The sequence below is a fragment of the Streptomyces sp. NPDC057900 genome (genome assembly GCF_042887885.1).
Taxonomy (GTDB): Bacteria; Actinomycetota; Actinomycetes; order Streptomycetales; family Streptomycetaceae; genus Streptomyces.
This window is the reverse complement of the sequence record NZ_JBHVOI010000003.1, coordinates 112,359-134,877: the sequence shown is the minus strand read 5'-3', so window position 1 is coordinate 134,877 and position 22,519 is coordinate 112,359. Positions and strand designations below refer to the sequence as shown.

19 protein-coding genes are annotated in these 22,519 nt (G+C 70.8%); 15 read left to right on the top strand and 4 right to left on the bottom strand.

Going from position 1 to position 22,519, the window contains the following annotated elements:
* The first annotated feature begins 345 nt into the window (after window positions 1-345).
* The 4 genes from dnaK to ACFVQ0_RS14865 all read left to right on the top strand — a co-directional run bounded on the left by dnaK (window position 346) and on the right by ACFVQ0_RS14865 (window position 4,629).
* Window positions 346-2,205: a molecular chaperone DnaK gene (dnaK, locus tag ACFVQ0_RS14880; RefSeq protein WP_390088015.1), complete on the top strand. Its 1,860-nt coding sequence runs from the start codon at window positions 346-348 to the stop codon at window positions 2,203-2,205.
* Complete coding sequence (grpE, locus tag ACFVQ0_RS14875; RefSeq protein ID WP_311304660.1) at window positions 2,202-2,861, top strand: nucleotide exchange factor GrpE; 660 nt, start codon at window positions 2,202-2,204, stop codon at window positions 2,859-2,861. Before dnaK ends, grpE begins: the two co-directional genes overlap by 4 nt.
* Window positions 2,862-2,984: 123 nt before the next feature.
* Complete coding sequence (gene dnaJ / locus ACFVQ0_RS14870) at window positions 2,985-4,181, top strand: molecular chaperone DnaJ (protein ID WP_390088013.1); 1,197 nt, start codon at window positions 2,985-2,987, stop codon at window positions 4,179-4,181.
* 1 nt (window position 4,182) lies between these two features.
* The gene (locus tag ACFVQ0_RS14865) at window positions 4,183-4,629 is read left to right on the top strand and encodes a heat shock protein transcriptional repressor HspR (RefSeq protein WP_311304662.1); all 447 of its coding nucleotides are present in this window, start codon (window positions 4,183-4,185) and stop codon (window positions 4,627-4,629) included.
* A gap of 15 nt (window positions 4,630-4,644) precedes the next feature.
* Here ACFVQ0_RS14865 and ACFVQ0_RS14860 read toward each other — a convergent pair whose 3' ends face one another.
* Together ACFVQ0_RS14860 and ACFVQ0_RS14855 are read right to left on the bottom strand one after the other, a co-directional pair.
* Window positions 4,645-5,679 (bottom strand): LuxR C-terminal-related transcriptional regulator, encoded by a 1,035-nt coding sequence (locus ACFVQ0_RS14860; RefSeq protein WP_390088011.1) that lies wholly within the window; start codon window positions 5,677-5,679, stop codon window positions 4,645-4,647.
* A gap of 137 nt (window positions 5,680-5,816) precedes the next feature.
* A complete protein-coding gene (locus tag ACFVQ0_RS14855) occupies window positions 5,817-6,791 on the bottom strand; it encodes a helix-turn-helix transcriptional regulator (RefSeq protein ID WP_390088009.1) in 975 nt (324 codons plus the stop codon).
* A gap of 372 nt (window positions 6,792-7,163) precedes the next feature.
* On the opposite strand from ACFVQ0_RS14855, the gene ACFVQ0_RS14850 reads away from it, so the two are divergent.
* Entirely contained in the window at window positions 7,164-7,484 is a 321-nt protein-coding gene (locus ACFVQ0_RS14850) for a (2Fe-2S)-binding protein (RefSeq protein WP_390088007.1), read from the top strand.
* A gap of 111 nt (window positions 7,485-7,595) precedes the next feature.
* Here the strand turns inward: ACFVQ0_RS14850 and ACFVQ0_RS14845 are convergent, their stop codons facing one another.
* Complete coding sequence (locus ACFVQ0_RS14845; RefSeq protein ID WP_390088005.1) at window positions 7,596-8,000, bottom strand: pyridoxamine 5'-phosphate oxidase family protein; 405 nt, start codon at window positions 7,998-8,000, stop codon at window positions 7,596-7,598.
* A gap of 214 nt (window positions 8,001-8,214) precedes the next feature.
* Between ACFVQ0_RS14845 and clpB the strand changes: the two genes are divergently transcribed.
* Entirely contained in the window at window positions 8,215-10,809 is a 2,595-nt protein-coding gene (clpB, locus tag ACFVQ0_RS14840; RefSeq protein WP_390088004.1) for an ATP-dependent chaperone ClpB, read from the top strand.
* 141 nt (window positions 10,810-10,950) lie between these two features.
* On the top strand, window positions 10,951-11,511 hold the full coding sequence (locus ACFVQ0_RS14835) for a YbjN domain-containing protein (protein WP_311304667.1): 561 nt from the start codon (window positions 10,951-10,953) through the stop codon (window positions 11,509-11,511).
* Window positions 11,512-11,600: 89 nt separating this feature from the next.
* On the opposite strand, the gene ACFVQ0_RS14830 is transcribed toward ACFVQ0_RS14835, so the two are convergent.
* Entirely contained in the window at window positions 11,601-12,779 is a 1,179-nt protein-coding gene (locus tag ACFVQ0_RS14830; protein ID WP_390088002.1) for a pyridoxal phosphate-dependent aminotransferase, read from the bottom strand.
* An 847-nt stretch (window positions 12,780-13,626) separates the two neighbouring features.
* Here ACFVQ0_RS14830 and ACFVQ0_RS14825 point away from each other — a divergent pair.
* The 8 genes from ACFVQ0_RS14825 to ACFVQ0_RS14790 all read left to right on the top strand — a co-directional run bounded on the left by ACFVQ0_RS14825 (window position 13,627) and on the right by ACFVQ0_RS14790 (window position 22,470).
* A complete protein-coding gene (locus ACFVQ0_RS14825) occupies window positions 13,627-14,148 on the top strand; it encodes a DUF2617 family protein (protein ID WP_390088000.1) in 522 nt (173 codons plus the stop codon).
* An 83-nt stretch (window positions 14,149-14,231) separates the two neighbouring features.
* On the top strand, window positions 14,232-15,830 hold the full coding sequence (locus ACFVQ0_RS14820) for a polyamine aminopropyltransferase (RefSeq protein ID WP_390087999.1): 1,599 nt from the start codon (window positions 14,232-14,234) through the stop codon (window positions 15,828-15,830).
* Between the two features lie 62 nt (window positions 15,831-15,892).
* Window positions 15,893-16,846 carry an SRPBCC domain-containing protein gene (locus ACFVQ0_RS14815; protein WP_390087997.1) on the top strand — a complete coding sequence of 318 codons (954 nt, stop codon included), beginning with the start codon at window positions 15,893-15,895 and terminating at the stop codon, window positions 16,844-16,846.
* A gap of 21 nt (window positions 16,847-16,867) precedes the next feature.
* Window positions 16,868-17,665, top strand: coding sequence for an aldose 1-epimerase (locus tag ACFVQ0_RS14810; protein WP_390087995.1), 798 nt, complete (start codon window positions 16,868-16,870; stop codon window positions 17,663-17,665).
* A 65-nt stretch (window positions 17,666-17,730) separates the two neighbouring features.
* Window positions 17,731-18,270 (top strand): orotate phosphoribosyltransferase, encoded by a 540-nt coding sequence (pyrE, locus tag ACFVQ0_RS14805; protein WP_123525106.1) that lies wholly within the window; start codon window positions 17,731-17,733, stop codon window positions 18,268-18,270.
* Window positions 18,271-18,471: 201 nt separating this feature from the next.
* Window positions 18,472-19,503 (top strand): class II fructose-bisphosphate aldolase, encoded by a 1,032-nt coding sequence (fbaA, locus tag ACFVQ0_RS14800; protein ID WP_024494502.1) that lies wholly within the window; start codon window positions 18,472-18,474, stop codon window positions 19,501-19,503.
* A gap of 96 nt (window positions 19,504-19,599) precedes the next feature.
* Window positions 19,600-20,766 carry a MalY/PatB family protein gene (locus ACFVQ0_RS14795; RefSeq protein ID WP_390087992.1) on the top strand — a complete coding sequence of 389 codons (1,167 nt, stop codon included), beginning with the start codon at window positions 19,600-19,602 and terminating at the stop codon, window positions 20,764-20,766.
* 180 nt (window positions 20,767-20,946) lie between these two features.
* Entirely contained in the window at window positions 20,947-22,470 is a 1,524-nt protein-coding gene (locus ACFVQ0_RS14790; RefSeq protein ID WP_390087990.1) for an MFS transporter, read from the top strand.
* Window positions 22,471-22,519 lie beyond the last annotated feature (49 nt).

Here is a 22,519-nt window from a genome sequence, read left to right as displayed (position 1 = left end):
CCGCATCGTTCTCACCTGCCTGGTGTAGCCCTGGTGTGGTTGCCTGTTTTGTGTGACTCGCGGCATTTTGTGACAGAACGATCCCACGGCGCGATGATGGTGGGGCGGTGTGTGGCCCGTGAGGCGGGCAGGTGTCGCCGGGGGAGCGGCTCGGATTCGTCCCGTGTGGTGCGTATGCGGCCTGCGCCTCGTATGTGTCCGCCGTCACAAAGATGGACAATTCGCTGGTGGCGCGAGGTGTGTGCACGATAGTTGAGTCGCCTCGACTCAGGTCTGTTGACTCCGAGGGTGATGTCATGCATCCTTGAGCCAGATCCACTCAAGTAGTCAGTTGGAGGAATTGAAATGGCACGTGCGGTCGGCATCGACCTGGGCACGACTAACTCCGTCGTCAGCGTTCTCGAAGGCGGCGAGCCCACCGTCATCACCAACGCCGAAGGCGCCAGGACCACGCCGTCCGTCGTCGCCTTCGCGAAGAACGGCGAGGTTCTGGTCGGCGAGGTCGCCAAGCGCCAGGCAGTGACGAACGTCGACAGGACCATCCGCTCCGTCAAGCGCCACATGGGCACTGACTGGAAGATCGACCTGGACGGCAAGAGCTTCAACCCGCAGCAGATGAGCGCCTTCATCCTGCAGAAGCTGAAGCGTGACGCCGAGTCGTACCTGGGCGAGAAGGTCGCCGACGCGGTGATCACCGTTCCGGCGTACTTCAACGACTCCGAGCGTCAGGCGACGAAGGAGGCCGGCGAGATCGCGGGCCTGAACGTCCTGCGTATCGTCAACGAGCCGACGGCCGCCGCGCTGGCGTACGGGCTCGACAAGGACGACCAGACGATCCTCGTCTTCGACCTCGGTGGCGGCACCTTCGACGTGTCCCTCCTGGAGATCGGCGACGGCGTCGTCGAGGTGAAGGCCACCAACGGTGACAACAACCTCGGTGGTGACGACTGGGACCAGCGCGTCGTCGACTACCTGGTGAAGCAGTTCGCCAACGGGCACGGCGTGGACCTGTCCAAGGACAAGATGGCTCTCCAGCGTCTCCGCGAGGCCGCGGAGAAGGCGAAGATCGAGCTGTCGTCCTCGACGGAGACCACGATCAACCTGCCGTACATCACGGCGTCGGCCGAGGGCCCGCTGCACCTGGACGAGAAGCTCACGCGCTCGCAGTTCCAGCAGCTCACCGCGGACCTCCTGGACCGCTGCAAGAACCCGTTCCACAACGTCATCAAGGACGCGGGCATCCAGCTCTCCGAGATCGACCACGTCGTTCTCGTCGGTGGCTCGACCCGTATGCCGGCCGTCGCCGAGCTCGTCAAGGAGCTCACGGGCGGCCAGGACGCCAACAAGGGTGTGAACCCGGACGAGGTCGTCGCCATCGGCGCCTCGCTCCAGGCCGGTGTCCTCAAGGGCGAGGTCAAGGACGTCCTGCTCCTCGACGTGACCCCGCTGTCCCTCGGTATCGAGACCAAGGGAGGGATCATGACGAAGCTCATCGAGCGCAACACCACGATCCCGACCAAGCGTTCCGAGATCTTCACGACGGCAGAGGACAACCAGCCGTCCGTGCAGATCCAGGTCTACCAGGGCGAGCGCGAGATCGCGGCGTACAACAAGAAGCTCGGAATGTTCGAGCTGACCGGTCTGCCGCCGGCCCCGCGTGGCGTGCCGCAGATCGAGGTCGCGTTCGACATCGACGCCAACGGCATCATGCACGTCGCTGCCAAGGACCTCGGCACCGGCAAGGAGCAGAAGATGACCGTCACCGGTGGCTCCTCGCTGCCGAAGGACGAGGTCAACCGGATGCGTGAAGAGGCCGAGCAGTACGCGGACGAGGACCACCGCCGCCGCGAGGCCGCCGAATCGCGCAACCAGGGCGAGCAGCTCGTCTACCAGACGGAGAAGTTCCTCAAGGACAACGAGGACAAGGTCCCCGGTGACGTGAAGACGGAGGTGGAGACCGCGCTCACCGAGCTGAAGGAGAAGCTCAAGGGCGAGGACACCGCCGAGATCCGTACCGCCACCGAGAAGGTCGCGGCCGTCTCCCAGAAGCTGGGCCAGGCGATGTACGCCAACGCCCAGGCCGAGGGCGGCCCGCAGGCCGAGGGCCAGCCGGGTGCCGAGCAGGCGCAGGGCGACGCCCAGGACGATGTCGTCGACGCCGAGATCGTCGACGACGAGAAGGACACCAAGGGCGGTGCGGCGTGACCGAGGAGACTCCGGGCTTCGAGGAGAAGCCCGACGTCCCCTCCGGCGCCACCCCTGAAGACGCCGGGACGGAGGCCGCCACCCCCTCTTCCGAGGAGGCGGCGGCCCCCGCCGGGGACGCGAACGAGACAGCCGGTCTGACGGCACAGCTGGACCAGGTCCGCACCGCGCTCTCCGAGCGCACCGCAGACCTCCAGCGGCTCCAGGCCGAGTACCAGAACTACCGCCGCCGCGTGGAGCGGGACCGGGTCACGGTCAAGGAGATCGCGGTCGCGGGTCTCCTGTCCGAGCTGCTGCCCGTGCTCGACGACGTCGGCAGGGCCCGGGAACACGGCGAGCTGCTGGGCGGGTTCAAGTCGGTGGCCGAATCGCTGGAGACGGTCGTCGCCAAGCTCGGCCTCCAGCAGTTCGGCAAGGAGGGCGAGCCCTTCGACCCGACGATCCACGAGGCCCTGATGCACTCGTACGCGCCGGACGTCACCGAGACGACCTGCGTGGCGATCCTGCAGCCCGGGTACCGGATCGGCGAGCGCACCATCCGTCCCGCACGGGTGGCGGTGGCCGAGCCCCAGCCGGGGGCGACGCCCGCGGCCGCGAAGGACGCGAAAGAAGAGCAGGCAGCCGACGAGGAGAGCGGTGGCGGCGAGGAGGTCTGACATTCTGTCCGACCACCTGGCAGCACATCGCCCGGCCACCGGGCCTCGCGTACGGATCACGCCGCACAGCGGCACGGTCCGTACGCGAGGCCCCGGGCCGGTCGTCCGGAAGGAGGGACGTCGATGAGTACGAAGGACTTCGTCGAGAAGGACTACTACAAGGTTCTCGGCGTCCCGAAGGACGCCACGGACGCCGAGATCAAGAAGGCGTACCGGAAGCTCGCCCGCGAGTTCCACCCGGACGCCAACAAGGGTGACAACAAGGCGGAGGAGCGCTTCAAGGAGATCTCCGAGGCCAACGACATCCTCGGTGACACCAAGAAGCGCAAGGAGTACGACGAGGCCCGCGCCCTCTTCGGCAACGGCGGCTTCCGCCCCGGACCCGGCAGCGGTGGCGGCAACTTCAACTTCGACCTGGGCGACCTCTTCGGAGGCACTCCGGGCGGGGCCGGCCAGGGCGGCGGAGCCGGCGGCTTCGGCGGCGGTGGCGGCGGCCTGGGCGACGTGTTCGGCGGCCTCTTCAACCGGGGCGGCGGCGCCGGCACCCGGGTGCAGCCGCGCCGCGGCCAGGACATCGAGTCCGAGGTGACGCTCAGCTTCACCGAGGCGGTCGACGGGGCCACGGTCCCGCTGCGGATGTCCAGCCAGGCGCCCTGCAAGGCGTGCTCCGGCACCGGCGACAAGAACGGCACCCCCAGGGTCTGCCCGACCTGCGTCGGCACCGGACAGGTCTCGCGCGGCACCGGCGGCGGGTTCTCGCTCACCGATCCCTGCGTGGACTGCAAGGGCCGGGGCCTCATCGCCCAGGACCCCTGCGACGTCTGCAAGGGCAGCGGCCGGGCGAAGTCGTCCCGCACCATGCAGGTGCGGATCCCGGCGGGCGTCTCCGACAGCCAGCGGATCCGGCTGCGCGGCAAGGGCAGTCCGGGCGAGCGCGGCGGACCGGCCGGTGACCTCTACGTCATCGTCCACGTCGACGCCCACCCGGTCTTCGGCCGCAAGGGCGACAACCTCACGGTCACCGTGCCCGTCACCTTCACGGAGGCGGCGCTCGGCGGCGAGGTGAAGGTGCCCACGCTCGGCGGCCCCCCGGTCACCCTGAAACTGCCGGCCGGCACGCCCAACGGCCGCACCATGCGCGCCAGGGGCAAGGGCGCGGTGCGCAAGGACGGCAGCCGCGGCGACCTCCTGGTCACCGTGGAGGTGGTGGTCCCCAAGGACCTGGGCACGGACGCCCGGGACGCCCTGGAGGCCTATCGCAAGGCCACCGCGGACCAGGACCCGCGGGCGGAGCTGTTCCAGGCAGCGAAGGGAGCTTGAGATGGACGGCCGCCGGCGTAATCCGTACCAGCTGACCGATGAGTCCCCGGTGTACGTGATCTCGATCGCGGCCCAGCTCTCGGGGCTGCATCCCCAGACGCTGCGCCAGTACGACCGCCTCGGCCTGGTCTCCCCCGACCGCACGGCCGGGCGCGGCAGGCGCTATTCGGCCCGCGACATCGAGCTGCTGCGCACCGTGCAGCAGCTGTCGCAGGACGAGGGCATCAACCTGGCCGGCATCAAGCGCATCATCGAGCTGGAGAACCAGGTCGCCGCGCTCCAGCAGCGGATCGCCGAGCTCTCGGCGGCCGTGGACGGCGCGGACGCGGCGCTCCAGCAGCGCGAGGCCCAGGTGCACGCCTCCTACCGGCGCGATCTGGTGCCGTACCAGGACGTGCAGCACACCAGCGCGTTGGTGGTCTGGCGGCCCAAGCGGCCCAAGGAGTAGTGCTTCTCGTTCGGCTCAGGCTTCACCGAGGCCCGTCGTCCCGCTCGCGCGGGGCGGCGGGCCCTCGCCTTGTCCCGGCCGGGGCCCGGCGATCCCGGAGCTGACGAGCAGGGCGCCGAGCTGGGTGCGGCTGGTGGCGTTGAGCGTGTGCATGAGCTTGGAGACGTGGGCGCGGCAGGTGCGGACGCTGATGCCGAGCTTTCCGGCCACGACCTGGTCGGCGTGGCCCTCGACCAGGAGCCGGGCGACGCTCAGCTGGACGGCGGTGACCGAGGTGCCGGCCGGGGCGGCCGGCAGCGGCTCCGTGAGCGGGATGGCCTGCGCCCACAGGACTTCGTACATCTGGATCAGATAGCGGACCAGCGCGGGGTGCCGGATCTCCAGCGCGACATCGCGCGCGGCGTTGGCCGGGATGAAGGCCACGGTGTGGTCGAAGACGAGCAGCCGGTCGACCGTCTGCTCCAGTGTGCGGATCTGGAGGAGGCCCGGCGGCATCTGCCTCAGATAGGCCTTGAAGGCCTGGTTGTAGCGGACGGGGTGCTGGTAGATGTGCCGGAGCGGGGTGCCCCGCTCCAGGGTCAGCCTGGCCCGCGACAGGGCCCTCTGGAGCTGGTCGGGCGGTCGGGTGCTGCCCGGCTGCAGCGTCCGGATCTCCTCCGTGGCGCTCTCCGTCGCGTTCTGGACGGCGGCGTCGATCAGGGGCAGGCCTTCGAGGACGGTGATGGCGAGGTTGGGGTCCGTACTGGCCACGGTCGTCAGTGGTGCCAGCGAGTCGGCCAGCGCGGCCGAGAGGCTGAGGCGTTCGTGGATCTCCCGCACGACGGGCTGCAACAGATGGGCCAGGGCGGCGGAGGGCGGCACGGGACGTACCCAGGCCTCGTCCTGCGGGTCGGGGTGGACCAGCGCCAGCTCGGTGAGGCAGGGCGCCGGTTCGATGGCGGTCCGGGGTATCCGTCCCGCGCTCAGCGCCTCGGTGTAGATGCCGACCGCCGTGTCGCACAGGGCGCGGTCCTCGTGGGCGTGCGCCGGTGTGTCCTCATCTCTGCCCATTCGTGCCCCCCACTTTCGGCAGTGCAGCAAGATGACGGTGGTGGCAGCGTAGTGCGCGGTCCACTGTGGGTGTTGCGGGGGAGCCGGAAGTCCTCCCGGCCCGACCCGGGGCGGGGGATCTCCGGAGTGCCGTCCGCTCAGGAGTCCTGATCGAGGATTCCCGACTGGGCGATCAGGTAGCCGAGCTGGGCGCGGCTCGTGCTTCCCAGCACCGCGGACAGCTTGGCGACATGGGCGCGGCAGGTGCGGACGTTCATGCCGAGCCGACGGGCTATCGCTTCGTCGACGTGCCCCTCGATCAGGAGCGTGGCGATGGCGCGCTGGACGCCCGTGATGCCGTCGCGGGCCGGGTCGTACGGAGCGGCCTCGTCCAGCGGGACAGCCCGGCGCCAGAGTTGTTCGAAGACCTTCGTCAGGTAGGCGACCAGTGCGGGGTGCCGCAGCTCCAGGGCAACGGGCAGGTCGTCCTGGACGGGGATGAACGCTACGGTCTCGTCGCAGATGATGAGGCGCTCGATGAGCTCTTCGAGCGTGCGGATCTCCATCCGGGCGCCCGCCATGAGGTCGACGTAGGCGAACGTGCGCTGGCTGTGCCGGACCGTGTGCTGGTAAAGAGTGCGGACGCTGATGCCGGAATCTATGAGAGGTTTGCTGCGGGTCAGGGCCTCGCTGAGGACCTCCTCGCTGCGTTTGCCTCCGGGCTGGACGGTCAGCACTTCCGTCCGGCTCTCCGCGATGGCCAGGTCGAGTGCTCCGTTGATCCGGTCAATGCCTTCAAGCACCGTGATCGCATGTGTGGGCGCGGGGCTCTGGGCACTGATGGCCAGGAACGGTTCGAAGGCTTCGGCCAGCTCGACAGAGGTCCGCCTGCGGTCCTGGATCTCGCGTTCCAGCGGGTAGAGACGCTGTGCCAGAGCTGCCGAAGGCGGAACCGGGCGCAGCCACGAGGCGTCGTCCGGATCGGGCAGCAGAAGGCCGAATTGGACGAGGCAGGGCGCGGGCCTGACCTCGGCGCGGGCCAGACGGCCCACGCTGAGCGCGGCCGCATACAGCCTCGCACCCTCGGTGCACAGGTTCGTGACCGCATGAGTATGTGTCGGTTTCGTGTCCATTATAGGCAAAACTCCACCCCCCAGGGTCCTGAACATTCAGGAACATGATGCATCGCTCCTGTGGCATTGACGCGTCCGAATGAGCCATCGTCTCTGAAGAGCGGGGGAGAGAATCCAACAGGTGAGGACGAAGCCGATTATGTACAAGAGAATGCTTCGGTCAGTGCTTGGCACTGCGTTCGCGGCTGCTGCACTGCTGCTCGTGGCACATGGCTCTACGTCGGACGTTGGATGGGGCAATGCGCAGGCAACCGCTGCCGTCGACCAGGCCCAGGGCGATGTCGGCTGGGGCTACGTAGCGCCCGCCGCCGCCGGTGACCTTCACCAGTCCGACGTGGGCTGGGGGAATTCCGCGGAGAACAGGGCAGACTTGTGACCACCCCGCCGGACGACCGGACCTTCAGGCGCGAAATGGCAACCGCCTACCGCTCAGGGTGGCATTTCATCGACCTCGTCACGGCACTCCCCCACCGTGGTGATTCGTTGATGGTCACTCTGTTCGGCGACCCGGTCGTCGTCGCTCGTGAGGATGACGGCGAGGTTCGCGCCTACCGCTGTCTGCGCAAGCCGCGCGGGGCGCCGCAGCAGGTGCGCTGCGCCATCCGGTACGACATGATCTTTGTGAATCTCGCACAGCGTGACCACCAGCTGTTCGAGCCTGAAGCCATCTCCGCCACCCCCCGCAGTGCCTGAGCGATCCCCCGTCGTTCCACGTCGCTCAGACACTCCCCCACACAACGGCGTCACCGTGACCTGAACACGGTGACGCCGTTGTGCTGTGCCCGCCCGGAGGGCGCCGGCCGGTCAGCCGCGGCCGAGTGCCCGGTCCAGGGTGATCTCGATGGCGACGCGGTCCGGGTTGGGCTTCGGCGCGCGTCCGTAGCGGGCCGTCTTGCGGCGTACCGCGTCCTCGACCCTGTCCTGCTCCGTGCGCACCCTGGCGACGCCCTCCAGGGTCGCCCAGCGGCGTCCTTCGGCCTGGCAGACCGCGACCCGTGCGCCGTCCGGCCCGGCGGCCAGGATGTTGGCGACCTTGCGGCTGTGCCTGCCGGTGATGATGCGGGCGAGGCCCGCCTCTGGGTCGTACGTCACGCAGACCGGGACCACGTGCGGGGTGCCGTCGGGGCGGAGTGTCGTGAGGGTGCATACATGGGGCTCGCGCCAGAAGGCCAGGTACTCGGGGCCGGGATCGCGTACGTCGACTGCCATGGGGTCAGCGTAGGCAGCCCGCCGTCGCTCCGCGGTGGCGGGCGGGCCGGTCGGCCGGTTCACTCGGAGATGAGGCGCGCGGCAGCGCGCAAGGGTGTGCGGCGGTGCGGGAGTGGCCCGCTTTCTGCCTTGAGTGGAATAGACTCAACTTTGTGCACGTTGATCGTGTCAGTAGTGAGTACGGGCCAGTCGTCGCAAGGAGGAGAGAGCGCACGTGGACGCCGAGCTGACCAACAGGAGCCGGGACGCCATCAACGCGGCCACCAGCAGGGCCGTGAAGGACGGGCACCCCGATCTGACCCCGGGGCATCTGCTGCTGGCGCTGCTCGCGGGTGAGGACAACGAGAATCTCGTCGATCTGCTGGCCGCCGTAGAGGCGGACCAGATCGCCGTCCGCACCGAGACGGAGCGGCTGCTGTCCGCACTGCCCAGCGTGACCGGGTCGACCGTCGCACCCCCGCAGCCCAACCGCGAGCTGCTCGCAGTGATCTCTGACGCGGCGCAGCGGGCCAAGGAGCTGGGCGACGACTACATCTCCACCGAGCACCTGCTGATCGGGATCGCGGCCGAGGGCGGCCGTGCCGGTGAGATCCTCGACGGGCAGGGGGCCAGTGCGAAGAAGCTGCTGGACGCGTTCGAGAAGAGCAGGGGAGGGCGCCGGGTGACCACACCCGACCCGGAGGGCCAGTACAAGGCCCTGGAGAAATTCGGTACGGACTTCACCGCGGCCGCCCGCGAGGGCAAGCTCGACCCGGTCATCGGCCGGGACCAGGAGATCCGCCGCGTGGTCCAGGTGCTGTCCCGCCGCACCAAGAACAACCCGGTGCTCATCGGTGAGCCCGGCGTCGGCAAGACCGCCGTCGTCGAGGGGCTCGCCCAGCGCATCGTCAAGGGCGACGTCCCCGAGTCCCTCAAGAACAAGCGGCTCGTCTCGCTGGACCTCGGCGCGATGGTCGCGGGCGCGAAGTACCGCGGCGAGTTCGAGGAGCGGCTGAAGACCGTCCTCTCCGAGATCAAGGAGAGCGGCGGCCAGATCATCACGTTCATCGACGAGCTGCACACCGTCGTAGGCGCCGGTGCGGGCGGCGACTCCGCCATGGACGCGGGCAACATGCTCAAGCCGATGCTGGCCCGCGGCGAGCTGCGGATGGTCGGGGCCACCACGCTCGACGAGTACCGCGAGCGGATCGAGAAGGACCCGGCCCTGGAGCGCCGCTTCCAGCAGGTGCTGGTGGCGGAGCCGTCGGTCGAGGACACCATCGCGATCCTGCGCGGGCTCAAGGGCCGCTACGAGGCCCACCACAAGGTGCAGATCGCGGACTCCTCACTGGTCGCCGCCGCCACGCTCTCCGACCGCTACATCACCTCGCGCTTCCTCCCCGACAAGGCCATCGACCTCGTCGACGAGGCGGCCTCCCGGCTGCGCATGGAGATCGACTCCTCGCCCGTAGAGATCGACGAACTCCAGCGCGCCGTCGACCGGTTGCACATGGAGGAGCTGGCCCTCAAGAACGAGACCGACGCCGCTTCCAAGCAGCGCCTGGAGAAGCTCCGCCGCGACCTCGCCGACAAGGAGGAGGAGCTGCGCGGCCTCAACGCCCGCTGGGAGAAGGAGAAGCAGGGCCTCAACCGGGTCGGTGAGCTGAAGGAACGCCTCGACGAGCTGCGCGGACAGGCCGAACGGGCTCAGCGCGACGGCGACTTCGACAGCGCCTCCAAGCTGCTGTACGGGGAGATCCCGGGTCTGGAGCGGGAGTTGGCCGAGGCCGCGGAGGCCGAGCAGGAGGCCGCGAAGGAGCCCAAGGAGACGCTGGTCAAGGAGGAGGTCGGCCCGGACGACATCGCTGATGTCGTCGGCGCCTGGACCGGCATCCCGGCCGGCCGGCTGCTGGAGGGCGAGACCCAGAAGCTGCTGCGCATGGAGGCGGAGCTGGGCCGGCGCCTCATCGGCCAGACCGAGGCCGTGCAGGCCGTCTCGGACGCGGTACGCCGCACCCGGGCCGGAATCGCCGACCCCGACCGGCCCACCGGCTCCTTCCTCTTCCTCGGCCCGACCGGCGTCGGCAAGACGGAGCTGGCCAAGGCCCTCGCGGACTTCCTCTTCGACGACGAGCGGGCCATGGTCCGCATCGACATGAGCGAGTACAGCGAGAAGCACAGCGTGGCCCGGCTGGTCGGCGCCCCGCCCGGCTACGTCGGCTACGAGGAGGGCGGCCAGCTCACCGAGGCGGTCCGCCGCCGCCCGTACAGCGTCGTCCTGCTGGACGAGGTCGAGAAGGCCCACCCCGAGGTCTTCGACATCCTGCTCCAGGTCCTGGACGACGGGCGGCTCACCGACGGACAGGGCCGGACGGTGGATTTCCGCAACACCATCCTGATCCTGACCTCCAACCTCGGCAGCCAGTACCTGGTCGACCCCCTGACCAAGCCCGAGGAGAAGAAGAAGCAGGTCCTGGACGTGGTGCGGGCCTCCTTCAAGCCGGAGTTCCTGAACCGGCTGGACGATCTGGTGGTCTTCTCCGCGCTGTCCGGCGACGAGCTCGCCCATATCGCGGGGCTCCAGATCGACCGCCTCGCCAAGCGGCTGGCCGACCGCCGGCTGACCCTCGACGTCACCCCGGCCGCCCTGGCCTGGCTGGCGGAGGAGGGCAACGACCCGGCGTACGGCGCCCGGCCGCTGCGCCGGCTCATCCAGACGGCGATCGGTGACCGGCTCGCGAAGGAGATCCTCTCCGGCGAGGTCACGGACGGCGACACGGTCCTGGTGGACCGGGACGGCGACGGTCTGGCCGTCGGCGCGGCGAACTGACCCGGACACCCGCGAGGTGAGCGGCGGCCCCGGTCCGCACCGGCTGGATATCAGCTTGTGGCGGATCGGGGCCGTTCCCGCTTGCCATGCCCCGCCCGGCATGGGAGAGGATGGCAGCCAACCGCACGAAGGGAAATTACGGTGAGCATCGATCCGTCCTCGATTCCTAACTTCGGGGGCCAGCCCGAACCGCAGGCGGCAGGACCGGAGGGCCCCGTCGTCCCTGACCAGGACCTCGTCAAGCAGCTCCTGGAGCAGATGGAGCTGAAGTACGTCGTCGACGACGAGGGCGACCTCGCGGCGCCGTGGGAAGACTTCCGCACGTACTTCATGTTCCGTGGTGAGGGCGAGCAGCAGGTCTTCTCGGTCCGTACGTTCTACGACCGCCCGCACGACACGGACCAGCGCCCGGTCCTGCTCGACGCGATCGACGACTGGAACCGCCGCACCCTGTGGCCCAAGGTCTACACGCACACGCACGAGCCCGAGGAGGGCGCCGAGGACACCACCACCTCGGTCCGCCTGATCGGTGAGGCGCAGATGCTCATCGGCACCGGCGTCAGCCTGGAGCACTTCGTCTCCTCGACGGTCAGCTGGGTGCGGGCCTCGATCGAGTTCGACAAGTGGCTGCTGGAGCGCCTCGGCCTGGCCCCGGCCGAGGAGAAGGCGGAAGGCGCGGAGCAGGACGCTCCGGAGGCCTGAGCCCCACCCCGTCCCACGAGAGCCCGGTGGGGTGAACGGTCCGTCCGGACCGTTCACCCCACCGGGCTCTGTCACAGGCCCGCGAAGCTCTACAGGCCCTTCAGCCGGGAGACCGCCTCCGCCAGCACCTCCGTACGCTTGCAGAACGCGAAGCGGACGAAGGGCGCGCCCTGTTCCCGGTGGTCGTAGAAGACCGCGTTCGGGACCGCCACCACCCCGCACCGCTCCGGCAGCGACCGGCAGAACGCGAAGCCGTCCCCGGAGCTGTCCAGCGGGCGGATGTCGGTGGTGACGAAGTACGTGCCGGCCGGACGGTAGACCTGGAAACCGGCCTCGGCAAGTCCGGCGCTCAGCAGGTCCCGCTTGGCCCGCAGATCCGCGCGCAGCGTGTCGAAGTAGCTGTCGGGCAGCCGCAGCGCCTCGGCGACCGCGTACTGGAACGGGCCCGCGGAGACGTACGTCAGGAACTGCTTCGCGGAGCGGACCGCCGTCACCAGCTCGGGGCTCGCGGTGATCCAGCCGACCTTCCAGCCGGTGAACGAGAACGTCTTGCCGGCCGAGCTGATGGTGACCGTCCGCTCGCGCATGCCGGGGAACGAGGCGAGCGGCAGGTGTTCGCCCTCGAAGACCAGGTGCTCGTAGACCTCGTCGGTGACGACGAGGAGGTCGCGCTCGCACGCCAGGGCGGCGATCGCGGCGAGTTCCTCGCGGGTCAGGACGGTGCCGGTGGGGTTGTGCGGGGTGTTGAGCAGCAGCAGCCGGGTGCGGGGGGTGACGGCGGCGCGCAGCTCGTCGAGGTCGAGCCGGTAGCTGCCGGAGGACGGCTCGGGACGCAGGGTCACGGGGACGCGGGTGGCGCCGGCCATCGCGATGCAGGCGGCGTACGAGTCGTAGTACGGCTCCAGCGCGATGACCTCGTCGCCGGGTTCCAGGAGGGCCAGCATCGATGCCGCGACGGCCTCGGTGGCGCCCGCGGTGACCAGGACCTCGGTGTCGGGGTCGTACGCCAGGGCGTAGCGCCGCAGTTGGTGCTCGGTGATCGCGGTGCGCAGTTCGGGGATGCCGGGCCCCGGCGGGTACTGGTTGCCGTGGCCGGCGCGCAGGGCGCGGACGGCGGCCTCGCGGACCTCCTCGGGCCCGTCGGTGTCCGGGAACCCCTGGCCGAGGTTGATGGCGCCGGTGCGGACGGCCAGCGCGGACATCTCCGCGAAGATCGTCGTGCCGAACTCGGCGAGGCGGCGGTTGAGCAGCGGTCGTCCCTGTGTCATGACCGCCATCCTGCGCGGAAGCTCTGGAGTTGCTCAAGTCTGCTTTGGCCGAACGGGGGCGGGGGCATCCCCCCTGCACGCAGGAAACGGGTGAGAAGCGGGGGACTCGCTTCGGGGGACGGAAGGACGTGAGGTCCGTGAATCTGGCAATCGGTGCGGTACTCGTGCTCGTGGTCATGGCGGTGGCGGTTCTCGTCGCGTCGGTGGCGGACACGACGAAGCGCAACAAGTCACTGGCCGGGAGCAAGGGCCGCCGTCGTGCGGCCGGTGGAGGCGCGGCGGGCGGCAGCTGGTGGGCGGGTGGCGGGGGCGGCTCGTCGTGCGGCAGCGGCAGCGGTCACTCGGGGGGCCACTCGGGCGGTCACTCCGGAGGTCATTCGTGCGGAGGCGGCCATTCCTGCGGGGGCGGGTCCTCGTGCGGCGGGGGTTCTTCGTGCGGCGGCGGGGGCGGATGCGGCGGAGGCAGCTGACACGGGGCAGCTGGTCCGCGACCGGGCGGGGTGTACGCGAGCCCGGTGCCGGTGGAGGTGTCCGGCGGGAACAGGGGTGGTGCGGGCTTCGCAGGAGGCCCGCGAGGCCCCTGAGTCCCGCCGGACACCTTTTTGTCGGGCCTTGCGGCGAGTCACCGGTGAACAGGTGAACCGGAGGGCCCCCGGGGGGATGGAAACCACGTCAAGTTGGGTAAAAACACTGCGAGTGCGGCTTAGTTCGTGATTCCCTCAGTGGAGAGAACATTCAGCCCTCGGACCCCAGTTGGACCTGATCGGGCGCTTCCCACCTCCCACGTGCATCACGCTCGGGGACGCCCCCCTGTCCATGTGTCCATGTGTGTTTGCGGAGCCGACCCATGCTCACGACCCTCCATACGGCCTATTCCGACACCCGTGCCGCAGATCTGGCCTGGGCGCTGGGGCGTGAACCGCTCCCGGCGCTCGCCGTGCTCGATCTCCATCTCGCCGGTGCGCAACTCCAGTTGCGCCTGCTCGGCGCCTCCCATCAGGTCCTCCTGGAGGAGGACGACGGCAGTTGTTCAGAGACCGTCGCCTGTATGCCCGGCAGCAGCACCCCGCTGCCCCTCGGCGTCTCCAAGCGCCTCGGTGACTGGGAGTACGAGTTCGCGGCCCGGGTGGAGACGCTCGGCGCGGGCTCGTTCGCGGGGCGCGCGCAGGAGCTCCTCGCGCTCGTCTCCGACCACCCCCACGGCCTGGCCGGGACGTTCCCCGGCAGCCCGCACGCCTTCACCGCCATGCTCGCCCAGCGGACCGAGGGACAGGTGCGGTGGCGCACCTGGCACGCGTACCCGCAGGAGGGGCAGTTGGTGGTGACGCGCACCCGGGTGGGTGTGCGGATGCCGGCGGCAGTGCTGTGACGGGGGCAACTCCGTTGCGGCGGAACCACTTACACCCTTGTGGGTGACAAGCGGCGACACTCCAGTGACGTAGCGTTCGCGGCATGATCGACCAGCAGGTGTCGCTGCGAGGGGGCGCGGCGCGGCTTCCCGTACGGCCGAGGACCGGCCGGTACCTCGTGCTGGCCGCGGTCTTCGTCTGCGCCGCGTGCGGTCTGGTGTACGAGCTCGAACTGGTCGCGCTCGCCTCCTATCTGATCGGTGACTCCGTCACCCAGGCGTCCGTCGTGCTCTCCGTGATGGTGTTCGCCATGGGCATCGGTTCGTTGCTCGCGAAACGTTTATGCAGCCGGGCCGCGGTCGGCTTCGGACTGATCGAGGCGGCGCTCGCCCTGGTCGGCGGCTCCTCCGCGCTGGTGCTCTACGCGACGTTCGCCTGGATCGGGGAGTCGCGGTACGCCCTGGTCGGGTTCTCACTGACCATCGGGGTGCTGATCGGCGCGGAGATCCCGCTGCTGATGACGCTGATCCAGCGCGTCGACCGGCAGGACGCGGGCGGGGCCGTCGCCGATCTGTTCGCCGCGGACTACGTGGGGGCCCTGGTCGGCGGGCTGGCGTTCCCGTTCCTGCTGCTGCCGATGCTCGGACAGCTCACCGGGGCGCTGCTCACCGGCGCGGTCAACGCGGCGGCGGGCGGGGCGCTGGTGATGTGGGTGTTCCGGCGGGACCTCAGCTGCCGGTCCCGGTGGCTGCTCATCGTCGCCAACGTGACGGTGATCGCCCTGCTGGCCACGGTCGCGGTGCTGGCCGACGACTTCGAGCGGGCGGCGAGGCGGGCGGTGTACGGGGACCGGGTGCGGGTCGCGATGCAGACCGACGTCCAGGAGGTGGTGCTGACCGGTGCGGGCCGCAGCTCCCTCGACCTCTACCTGGACGGGCGGCTGCGGGTCAGCTCGCGCGACGAGTACCGGTACCACGAGGCGCTGGTGCACCCGGTGATGAACGGCCCGCACGCCCGGGTGCTGATCCTGGGCGGCGGCGACGGTCTGGCGGCCCGCGAGGTGCTGCGCTACCCCGGCGTGCGGAGCGTCACGGTGGTCGAGCTGGACCCGGCCGTCACCCGGTTGGCCCGTACGGACCGGGCCCTCTCCGCGCTCAATGCCCACGCGTACCGGGACCCCCGGCTGACCGCCGTCACCGGGGACGCGTTCAGCTGGCTGCGGACGGGGCACGGCCGCTACGACGCGGTGATCTCCGACCTGCCGGACCCGGGGATCTCGGCCAGTACGAAGCTCTACTCCGCGGAGTTCTACGGCCTGGTCGCCGAGGCCCTCGCGCCGGGCGGCCGGCTGGTGGTGCACGGCGGGCCGCCGGTCGGCCGGCCGCACACCTTCTGGACGGTGGAGGCGTCGATGAGGGCGGCGGGGCTGCGTACCCGCCCCTACCGGATCGGCGGCCGGTACGCCGGTTTCGAGTCGGGCCCCGACCGGGCGACGGGCGACGATACGAAGGCGCACGGCTGGGGGTTCGTCCTGGCCGGGCTGGGCCGGACCCCGGCGCTCGGTCTGGACCCGCGGGCGCCCCGGCTGAGGTCCCTGACGGAACCGGCGCTCCAGGAGGCGGGGCGGCAGGCGGAGTCCGGCAGGCTGCCGGGGATGGCGCCCTCGACCCTGGTGCACCCGAGGTACTGGGACGAGCCGTGAGCGGGGTTCCGGAGGGGGCGAAGCGCTGACGGGACGGCCGGGGCTGAGTAGGCTCGGTTTCCATGGAGCATGAGGTGTTCGTTCCGGTTCCGGTCCCCGTCCTGCGGCGGACGCTGGGCGATCCTGCCCGGGTCGCGCGCTGTGTGCCGGGGCTTCAGCAGGACGCCGACGCGTCCGCGGGCCCCCTGGCCGGCCGGCTCAAGGTACGGGTCGGCGGCCACACCATCACCTACCGGGGCGCGCTGCGGCTCACCGAGTCGGCCGACGGCGTCTCCGTGACGGGCGAGGGCGTGGAGGCGCGCGGCACCGGCTCGGTGAAGCTCGCCCTGGCCGTCCGGCTGGCCGAACACGACGGCGGTACGGCGATCACCTTCGAGGGCACGGTGAGCGGCGACGGCCGCCTGGTGGAGCTGGAGGCGGCGGCAGCGCTCGCCGCGGCCCACCGCCTGCTGGACCGGTTCGCGCAGCAGCTGGTGACCGAGGCGCTCGCCGAGCACGGGGCCGGTGCGGACGAGCGGCCCGGCTCGGACGGCTCCGAGGACGGCTCGGAGGGGGACTCCGGGGCCGGTTCCGTGGCCGGTGCCGATGAGCAGTCGGTCGGGGACGCCGTGGAGAAGGCCATCGAGGAGGCCGCGGAGGAGGCGGACGACACCGGGGTCGGGGAGGCCCCGACCCGGCACGACGCCGCCGCCGACGAGGCGCCCGGGGGTGATCCGCTGCCGGACGGGGCCTCGGTCTTCGACACGTCGGTGCCGCCGTCCTCGCTGGACCCGGTGGCCGGTATCGAGTTCACCGTTCCGGACGAGCCCCCGGCCGAGGCCGCCCATGCCCGGCGCACCATGATCGGGCGCAGCGCGGAAGAGGTCGACCACGCTCCGCCGCGCGGCCGGTACGCACCCGTGCCGGCACCCGGCTCCACCGGTGCGAGTGCCACGCTGCGCTGGGTGGCCCCGGCCGCCGCGCTCGCCCTCGCCTCGGCCGTGGTGGTGGGCCGGGCGCTGCGGCGCCGGAGGTAGCAGCGCCAGTAGTGTCGTCGTGTGAGCAGCAGCGAGAAGGACGTCCGGCTGTCCGCCGGCGACGCAGAGTTGACCGTGAGCCCCGCCAACGGCTGCCGTATCAGCAGCCTGCGGATCGGTGGCACCGAACTGTTGCGGCAGGGGGAGCGGTACGGCTGCTTCCCGATGGTGCCGTGGTGCGGGCGCATGGAGAACGGGCAGTTCCGCAACGGCGGTGTATCGCACCGGATGCCGCTGACCGCCCCGCCGCACGCCATCCACGGCACGGGCCGTGACACGGCCTGGCGGACCGACCGGGAGACCGGGACGGAGGCCTCGTTCCACTACGACCTGGCGGAGCCGTGGCCGTACCCGGGACGGGTGACGCAGACCTTCGAACTGTCGGAGGACTCGCTCACGCTGGCGTTCGGCATCGAGACGTACGGGGACTCCTTCCCGGCGCAGGCAGGCTGGCACCCCTGGTTCCGGCGCAGCCTCGGCGGCGGCGAGGACGTCCGGGTCGCGTTCGACGCGGCCTGGCAGGAGGAGCGGGGCGCGGACCATCTGCCGACCGGCCGCCGCATCCCGCCGCTGGACGGCCCGTGGGACGACGCCTTCGGGATGCCCGACGGCGTCGACGTGACCCTCACCTGGCCGGAGCAGCTGGAGCTGACGGTGAAGAGCCGGGCCGAGTGGGTGGTGGTCTACGACGAGCAGGCCGAGGCGGTCTGCGTGGAGCCGCAGTCCGGTCCGCCGAACGGACTGAACACCGCGCCCCGCTACGTCACCCCGATCGATCCGCTGGAGATCGCGACGACGTGGAGCTGGCGCAGGCTCTGAGCCGGGGCGGGGGCCGGGGCGGGCGCCGGAACCGTGGTGCTGCCGGGCGCCTTATCCTCGTAGCCATGACAGACGTACGCGCTGAGCTGCTGCAGCAGATCAAGGACAAGGCCGTCGTTCACGGCAAGGTGACGCTCTCCTCCGGTCTGGAGGCCGACTGGTACATCGACCTGCGCCGCATCACGCTGGACGGCAAGGCTGCTCCGATGGTCGGCCAGGTCATGCTCGACGCGACCGCTGAGCTGGACTACGACTGCGTGGGCGGGCTGACGCTGGGCGCCGACCCGGTCGCCACCTCGATGCTGCACGCCTCCGCCGCCCGCGGCCAGGAGCTGGACGCGTTCGTCGTCCGCAAGGCGCAGAAGGCCCACGGGATGCAGCGCCGGATCGAGGGCGCCGAGGTCAAGGGCCGGCGCTGCCTGGTCGTCGAGGACACCTCGACGACGGGCGGCTCGCCGCTGACCGCGGTCGAGGCGGTGCGCGAGGCGGGCGGCGAGGTCGTCGCCGTCGCCGTGATCGTGGAGCGGGGCGCTGCCCCGGCCATCGCCGAGGCCGGTCTCCCGTATGTCCACGTGTACTCGGTCGCGGACCTCGACCTGTCCTGACCTGCGGTTTCTTGCGAGGGCCGGCTGTTTCACGTGAAACAGCCGGCCCTTGTCGTATGTCCGCGGAGGGCTGCCCCGAATACTGGGGGCAGGTGCCGGGTGGAGCCGGACCAGGAGTCTGGGAAGATGGGGGCGACGATGACGTCGCCCCCAGGTCAGGGAACCAGCAACGCACACCCGCACATCCCAAGGAGCGGACAGATGCCCATCGCAACCCCCGAGGTCTACGCCGAGATGCTCGACCGGGCGAAGGCAGGCAAGTTCGCCTACCCGGCCATCAACGTGACCTCGACCCAGACCCTGCACGCTGCGCTGCGCGGTTTCGCGGAGGCCGAGAGCGACGGCATCATCCAGATGTCCACCGGTGGGGCGGAGTTCCTGGGCGGCCAGTACAACAAGGACATGGTCACGGGCGCCGTCGCGCTGGCCGAGTTCGCGCACATCGTCGCCGCCAAGTACGACATCACGGTCGCGCTGCACACCGACCACTGCCCCAAGGACAAGCTGGACACCTACGTCCGTCCGCTGATCGAGGTCTCTGCGGAGCGCGTCGCCAAGGGTCTGAACCCGCTGTTCCAGTCGCACATGTGGGACGGTTCGGCCGAGACGCTGGCCGACAACCTCGCCATCGGCCAGGAGCTGCTGGCCAAGGCCGCCGCCGCCAAGATCATCCTTGAGGTCGAGATCACCCCGACCGGCGGCGAGGAGGACGGCGTCACGCACGAGATCAACGACGAGCTGTACACGACCGTCGACGACGCGCTGCGCACCGCTGAGGCCCTCGGTCTGGGCGAGAAGGGCCGCTACCTGCTGGCCGCGTCCTTCGGCAACGTGCACGGCGTCTACAAGCCGGGCAACGTCGTGCTCCGCCCCGAGCTCCTGAAGGACCTCCAGGTCGGCGTCTCCGCCAAGTACGGCAAGCCGGCCGGCAGCCAGCCGTTCGACTTCGTCTTCCACGGCGGCTCCGGCTCCACCGCGGAGGAGATCGCCACCGCGCTGGAGAACGGCGTCGTGAAGATGAACCTCGACACCGACACCCAGTACGCCTTCACCCGCCCGGTCGCGGACCACATGTTCCGCAACTACGACGGCGTGCTGAAGGTCGACGGCGAGGTCGGCAACAAGAAGACCTACGACCCGCGCACCTGGGGCAAGGCCGCCGAGGCGGGCATGGCCAAGCGCGTCACGGAGGCCTGCGCCAACCTGCGGTCCACCGGCACCAAGCTGAAGTAGTCCCGGACGGCTGTGTGCGTGGGCCCGGCATCCCTTGGGGTGCCGGGCCCACGGCATGTCCGCACCCGGCAGCAACGACGATCCGAGGTAACAGCTGTGAGCACGTCCTACGACTTCGACACCGTCATCGACCGCCGAGGCACCTGGTGCGTCCAGTGGGACGGGGTGGCGGACCGGTTCGGGGTGGACGGGCTGCTGCCGTTCACTATCTCGGACATGGACTTCGCGACGGCCCCCGAGGTGCTGGCCGCCCTGCGGACCCGCCTCGACCACGGGGTGTTCGGGTACACCAGCTGGCAGCAGGACGACTTCAGGTCCGCGATCGCGCACTGGTACGAGACCCGCTACGGCACGACGGTCGACACCGGCGGGCTGGTGTACGCGCCGTCCGTGCTCAGCCAGCTGTCGCAGCTGCTCCAGATGTGGACGGTGGAAGGAGAGGGCGTCGTCGTCCACACCCCCACGTACGACGGTTTCCGCAAGGCGATCACCGGGCTCGGGCGGGAGCTGCGCGGGGTGCCGCTGGGGGACCCGGACGCGCTGGAGCGGGAGCTGGCCCGAGCGGACAGCAAGGTGCTGCTGCTCTGCTCGCCGCACAACCCCAGCGGGCGGGTGTGGACGGAGTCCGAGCTCGCGGAGATGGCCTCGCTCGCCGCCCGGCACGGGGCCGCGGTGATCAGCGACGAGATCCACGCGGACTTCGTGCACGGCGGGCGGCGGCACGTGCCGTGGACACGGGTGGCGGGCGACGGGCGCTGGGCCCTCATCACGTCCGCCTCGAAGTCGTTCAACTTCCCCGCGCTGTCGGGCTCCTACGGGCTCATAGGCAGGCAGGACGACCGGACGGAGTTCCTGCGCCGGATGGAGACCGCGGAAGGGCTCGCCTCGCCCGCGGTGCTCTCGCTGACCGCGCACATCGCCGCGTACCGGGAGGGCGCGGCCTGGCTGGACGCAGTCCGCACGTACGTCACCGGGAACCTGGAGTTCGTCGCGGAACGCCTGAACGCGGCCTTCCCCGAGCTGGAGTGGGAGCCGCCGCAGGCCGGATACCTCGCCTGGATCGACCTGCGGAAGGCGGGCGTCGAGGACGAGGCGGAGCTCCAGCGGGTGCTGATCGAGCGGGAGCGGGTCGCGGTGATGCCGGGGAGCGTGTACGGGGCGGAGGGCTTCGTGCGGCTGAACGTGGGGTGCGCGCGGAGCAAGGTGGAGGCGGGGGTGGCCGCGTTGATCCGGGGTGTGGAGGCGGTGCGGGGCGCCGCGTAGCGGCGGGGCGTGGGGGCGCGGGTGGTTTCGGGGGCGCTGCCCCCGGGCCCCCGCTCCTCAATCGCCGGAGGGGCTTGAGTCGGCCGGCCGGAGTTGATTCGGTGGGCTGAGTGGCTTGAGCGGTGGGTGATTCGGGGCTGCCCGGTGGCCTCTTGGGGCGGTGGCGTCGATGCTGGGGGCATGGAGAAGTCAGAGGCGGACGGGCCCGGGATTCGGGTTGTTTCCGCCGCCGGACGGTGGGTCGTTCTCACGACCGTGCTCGGGTCGAGCATGGCCATGCTGGACTCCACCGTCATCAACGTCGCCCTGCCCCGGATCGGTGAGGACCTCGGCACCGACCTGGCCGCGCTCCAGTGGACCGTCAACGCGTACATGCTGACGCTCGCCGGGCTGATCCTGCTCGGCGGGGCGCTCGGGGACCGGTACGGGCGGCGGCGGGTCTTCGTCATCGGGGTCGTGTGGTTCGCCCTCGCCTCGCTGCTCTGCGGCATCGCGCCCAACGCCTTCGTGCTCATCGCCGCCCGTGCCCTCCAGGGCGTCGGCGGGGCGCTCCTCACCCCCGGCTCCCTGGCCCTGATCCAGGCGAGCTTCCACCCGGACGACCGGGCCCGCGCGGTCGGGCTGTGGTCCGGGTTCGGCGGGGTCGGGGCCGCTGTCGGGCCGTTCGTGGGCGGCTGGCTCGTCGACGGGCCCGGCTGGCGGTGGGTGTTCCTGCTCAACCTGCCGCTCGCCGCCGTCTGCGTACCCATCGCGCTGCGCCACGTACCGGAGTCCCGCGACCCGTACGCCGGCGGGCGCTTCGACGTCCTCGGGGCGGCGCTCGGCGCGCTCTCCCTCGCGCTGGTGACGTACGCGCTGATCGAGGCGCCGGGGGCGGGCGCCTCCCCTGCGGTGATCGGGTCCGCGGTGGGCGGGGTGCTGCTCGGCGTCGTGTTCGTCCAGGTCGAGCGGCGGCGGGCGCACCCGATGCTGCCGCCTTCGGTGTTCGCGTCCCGGCAGTTCACCACCGTCAACATCGTCACCCTCTGCGTGTACGCGGCGCTCGGCGGCTACTTCTTCCTCTCCGCGATCCAGCTCCAGGTCGTCGCCGGGTACTCGGCGCTCGGCGCGGGCACCGCGCTGCTGCCGACGACCGTCCTGATGCTGTTGTTCTCCGCCAGGTCGGGCGAGCTGGGCCAGCGCATCGGCCCCCGCATCCCGCTCACCGCGGGCCCGCTGATCGCCGCCACCGGCATGCTGCTGATGCTGCGCGTGGGGCCGGGCTCCAACACCGTCTCCGGGTACCTGACCGACGTCCTGCCGGCCGTCGCCGTGCTCGGCGTCGGGCTGGTCACCGTGGTGGCCCCGCTCACCGCGACCGTCCTGGCCTCCGTGGACACCGGCCGGGCCGGTCTCGCCAGCGGGATCAACAACGCCGCGGCCCGTGCCGCCGGGCTGATCGCGGTGGCCGCGCTGCCGCTGCTCGCCGGGATGGGGCCGGAGGCCTACCGGGACGCCGGGGAGTTCGCCGTGACCTTCCGGCGCGCGATGCCGATGTGCGCCGGGCTGCTGGTGGTGGGCGCCCTGATCGCCTGGGCGACCGTCCGCACACCCCACGCGGCCGTGCGGGACGCCGCGCGCCCCGAGTGCACGGTGAACTGCGGCGTCATCGCCCCGCCGCTGGAACCGGCCCCCGAAACGGCACGCCGGGCGGACGACGCCTGAGCGGCCGCAGGCCGCCCTGCGCCCCGGTGCCCGCCGTTTGCGCACCGGC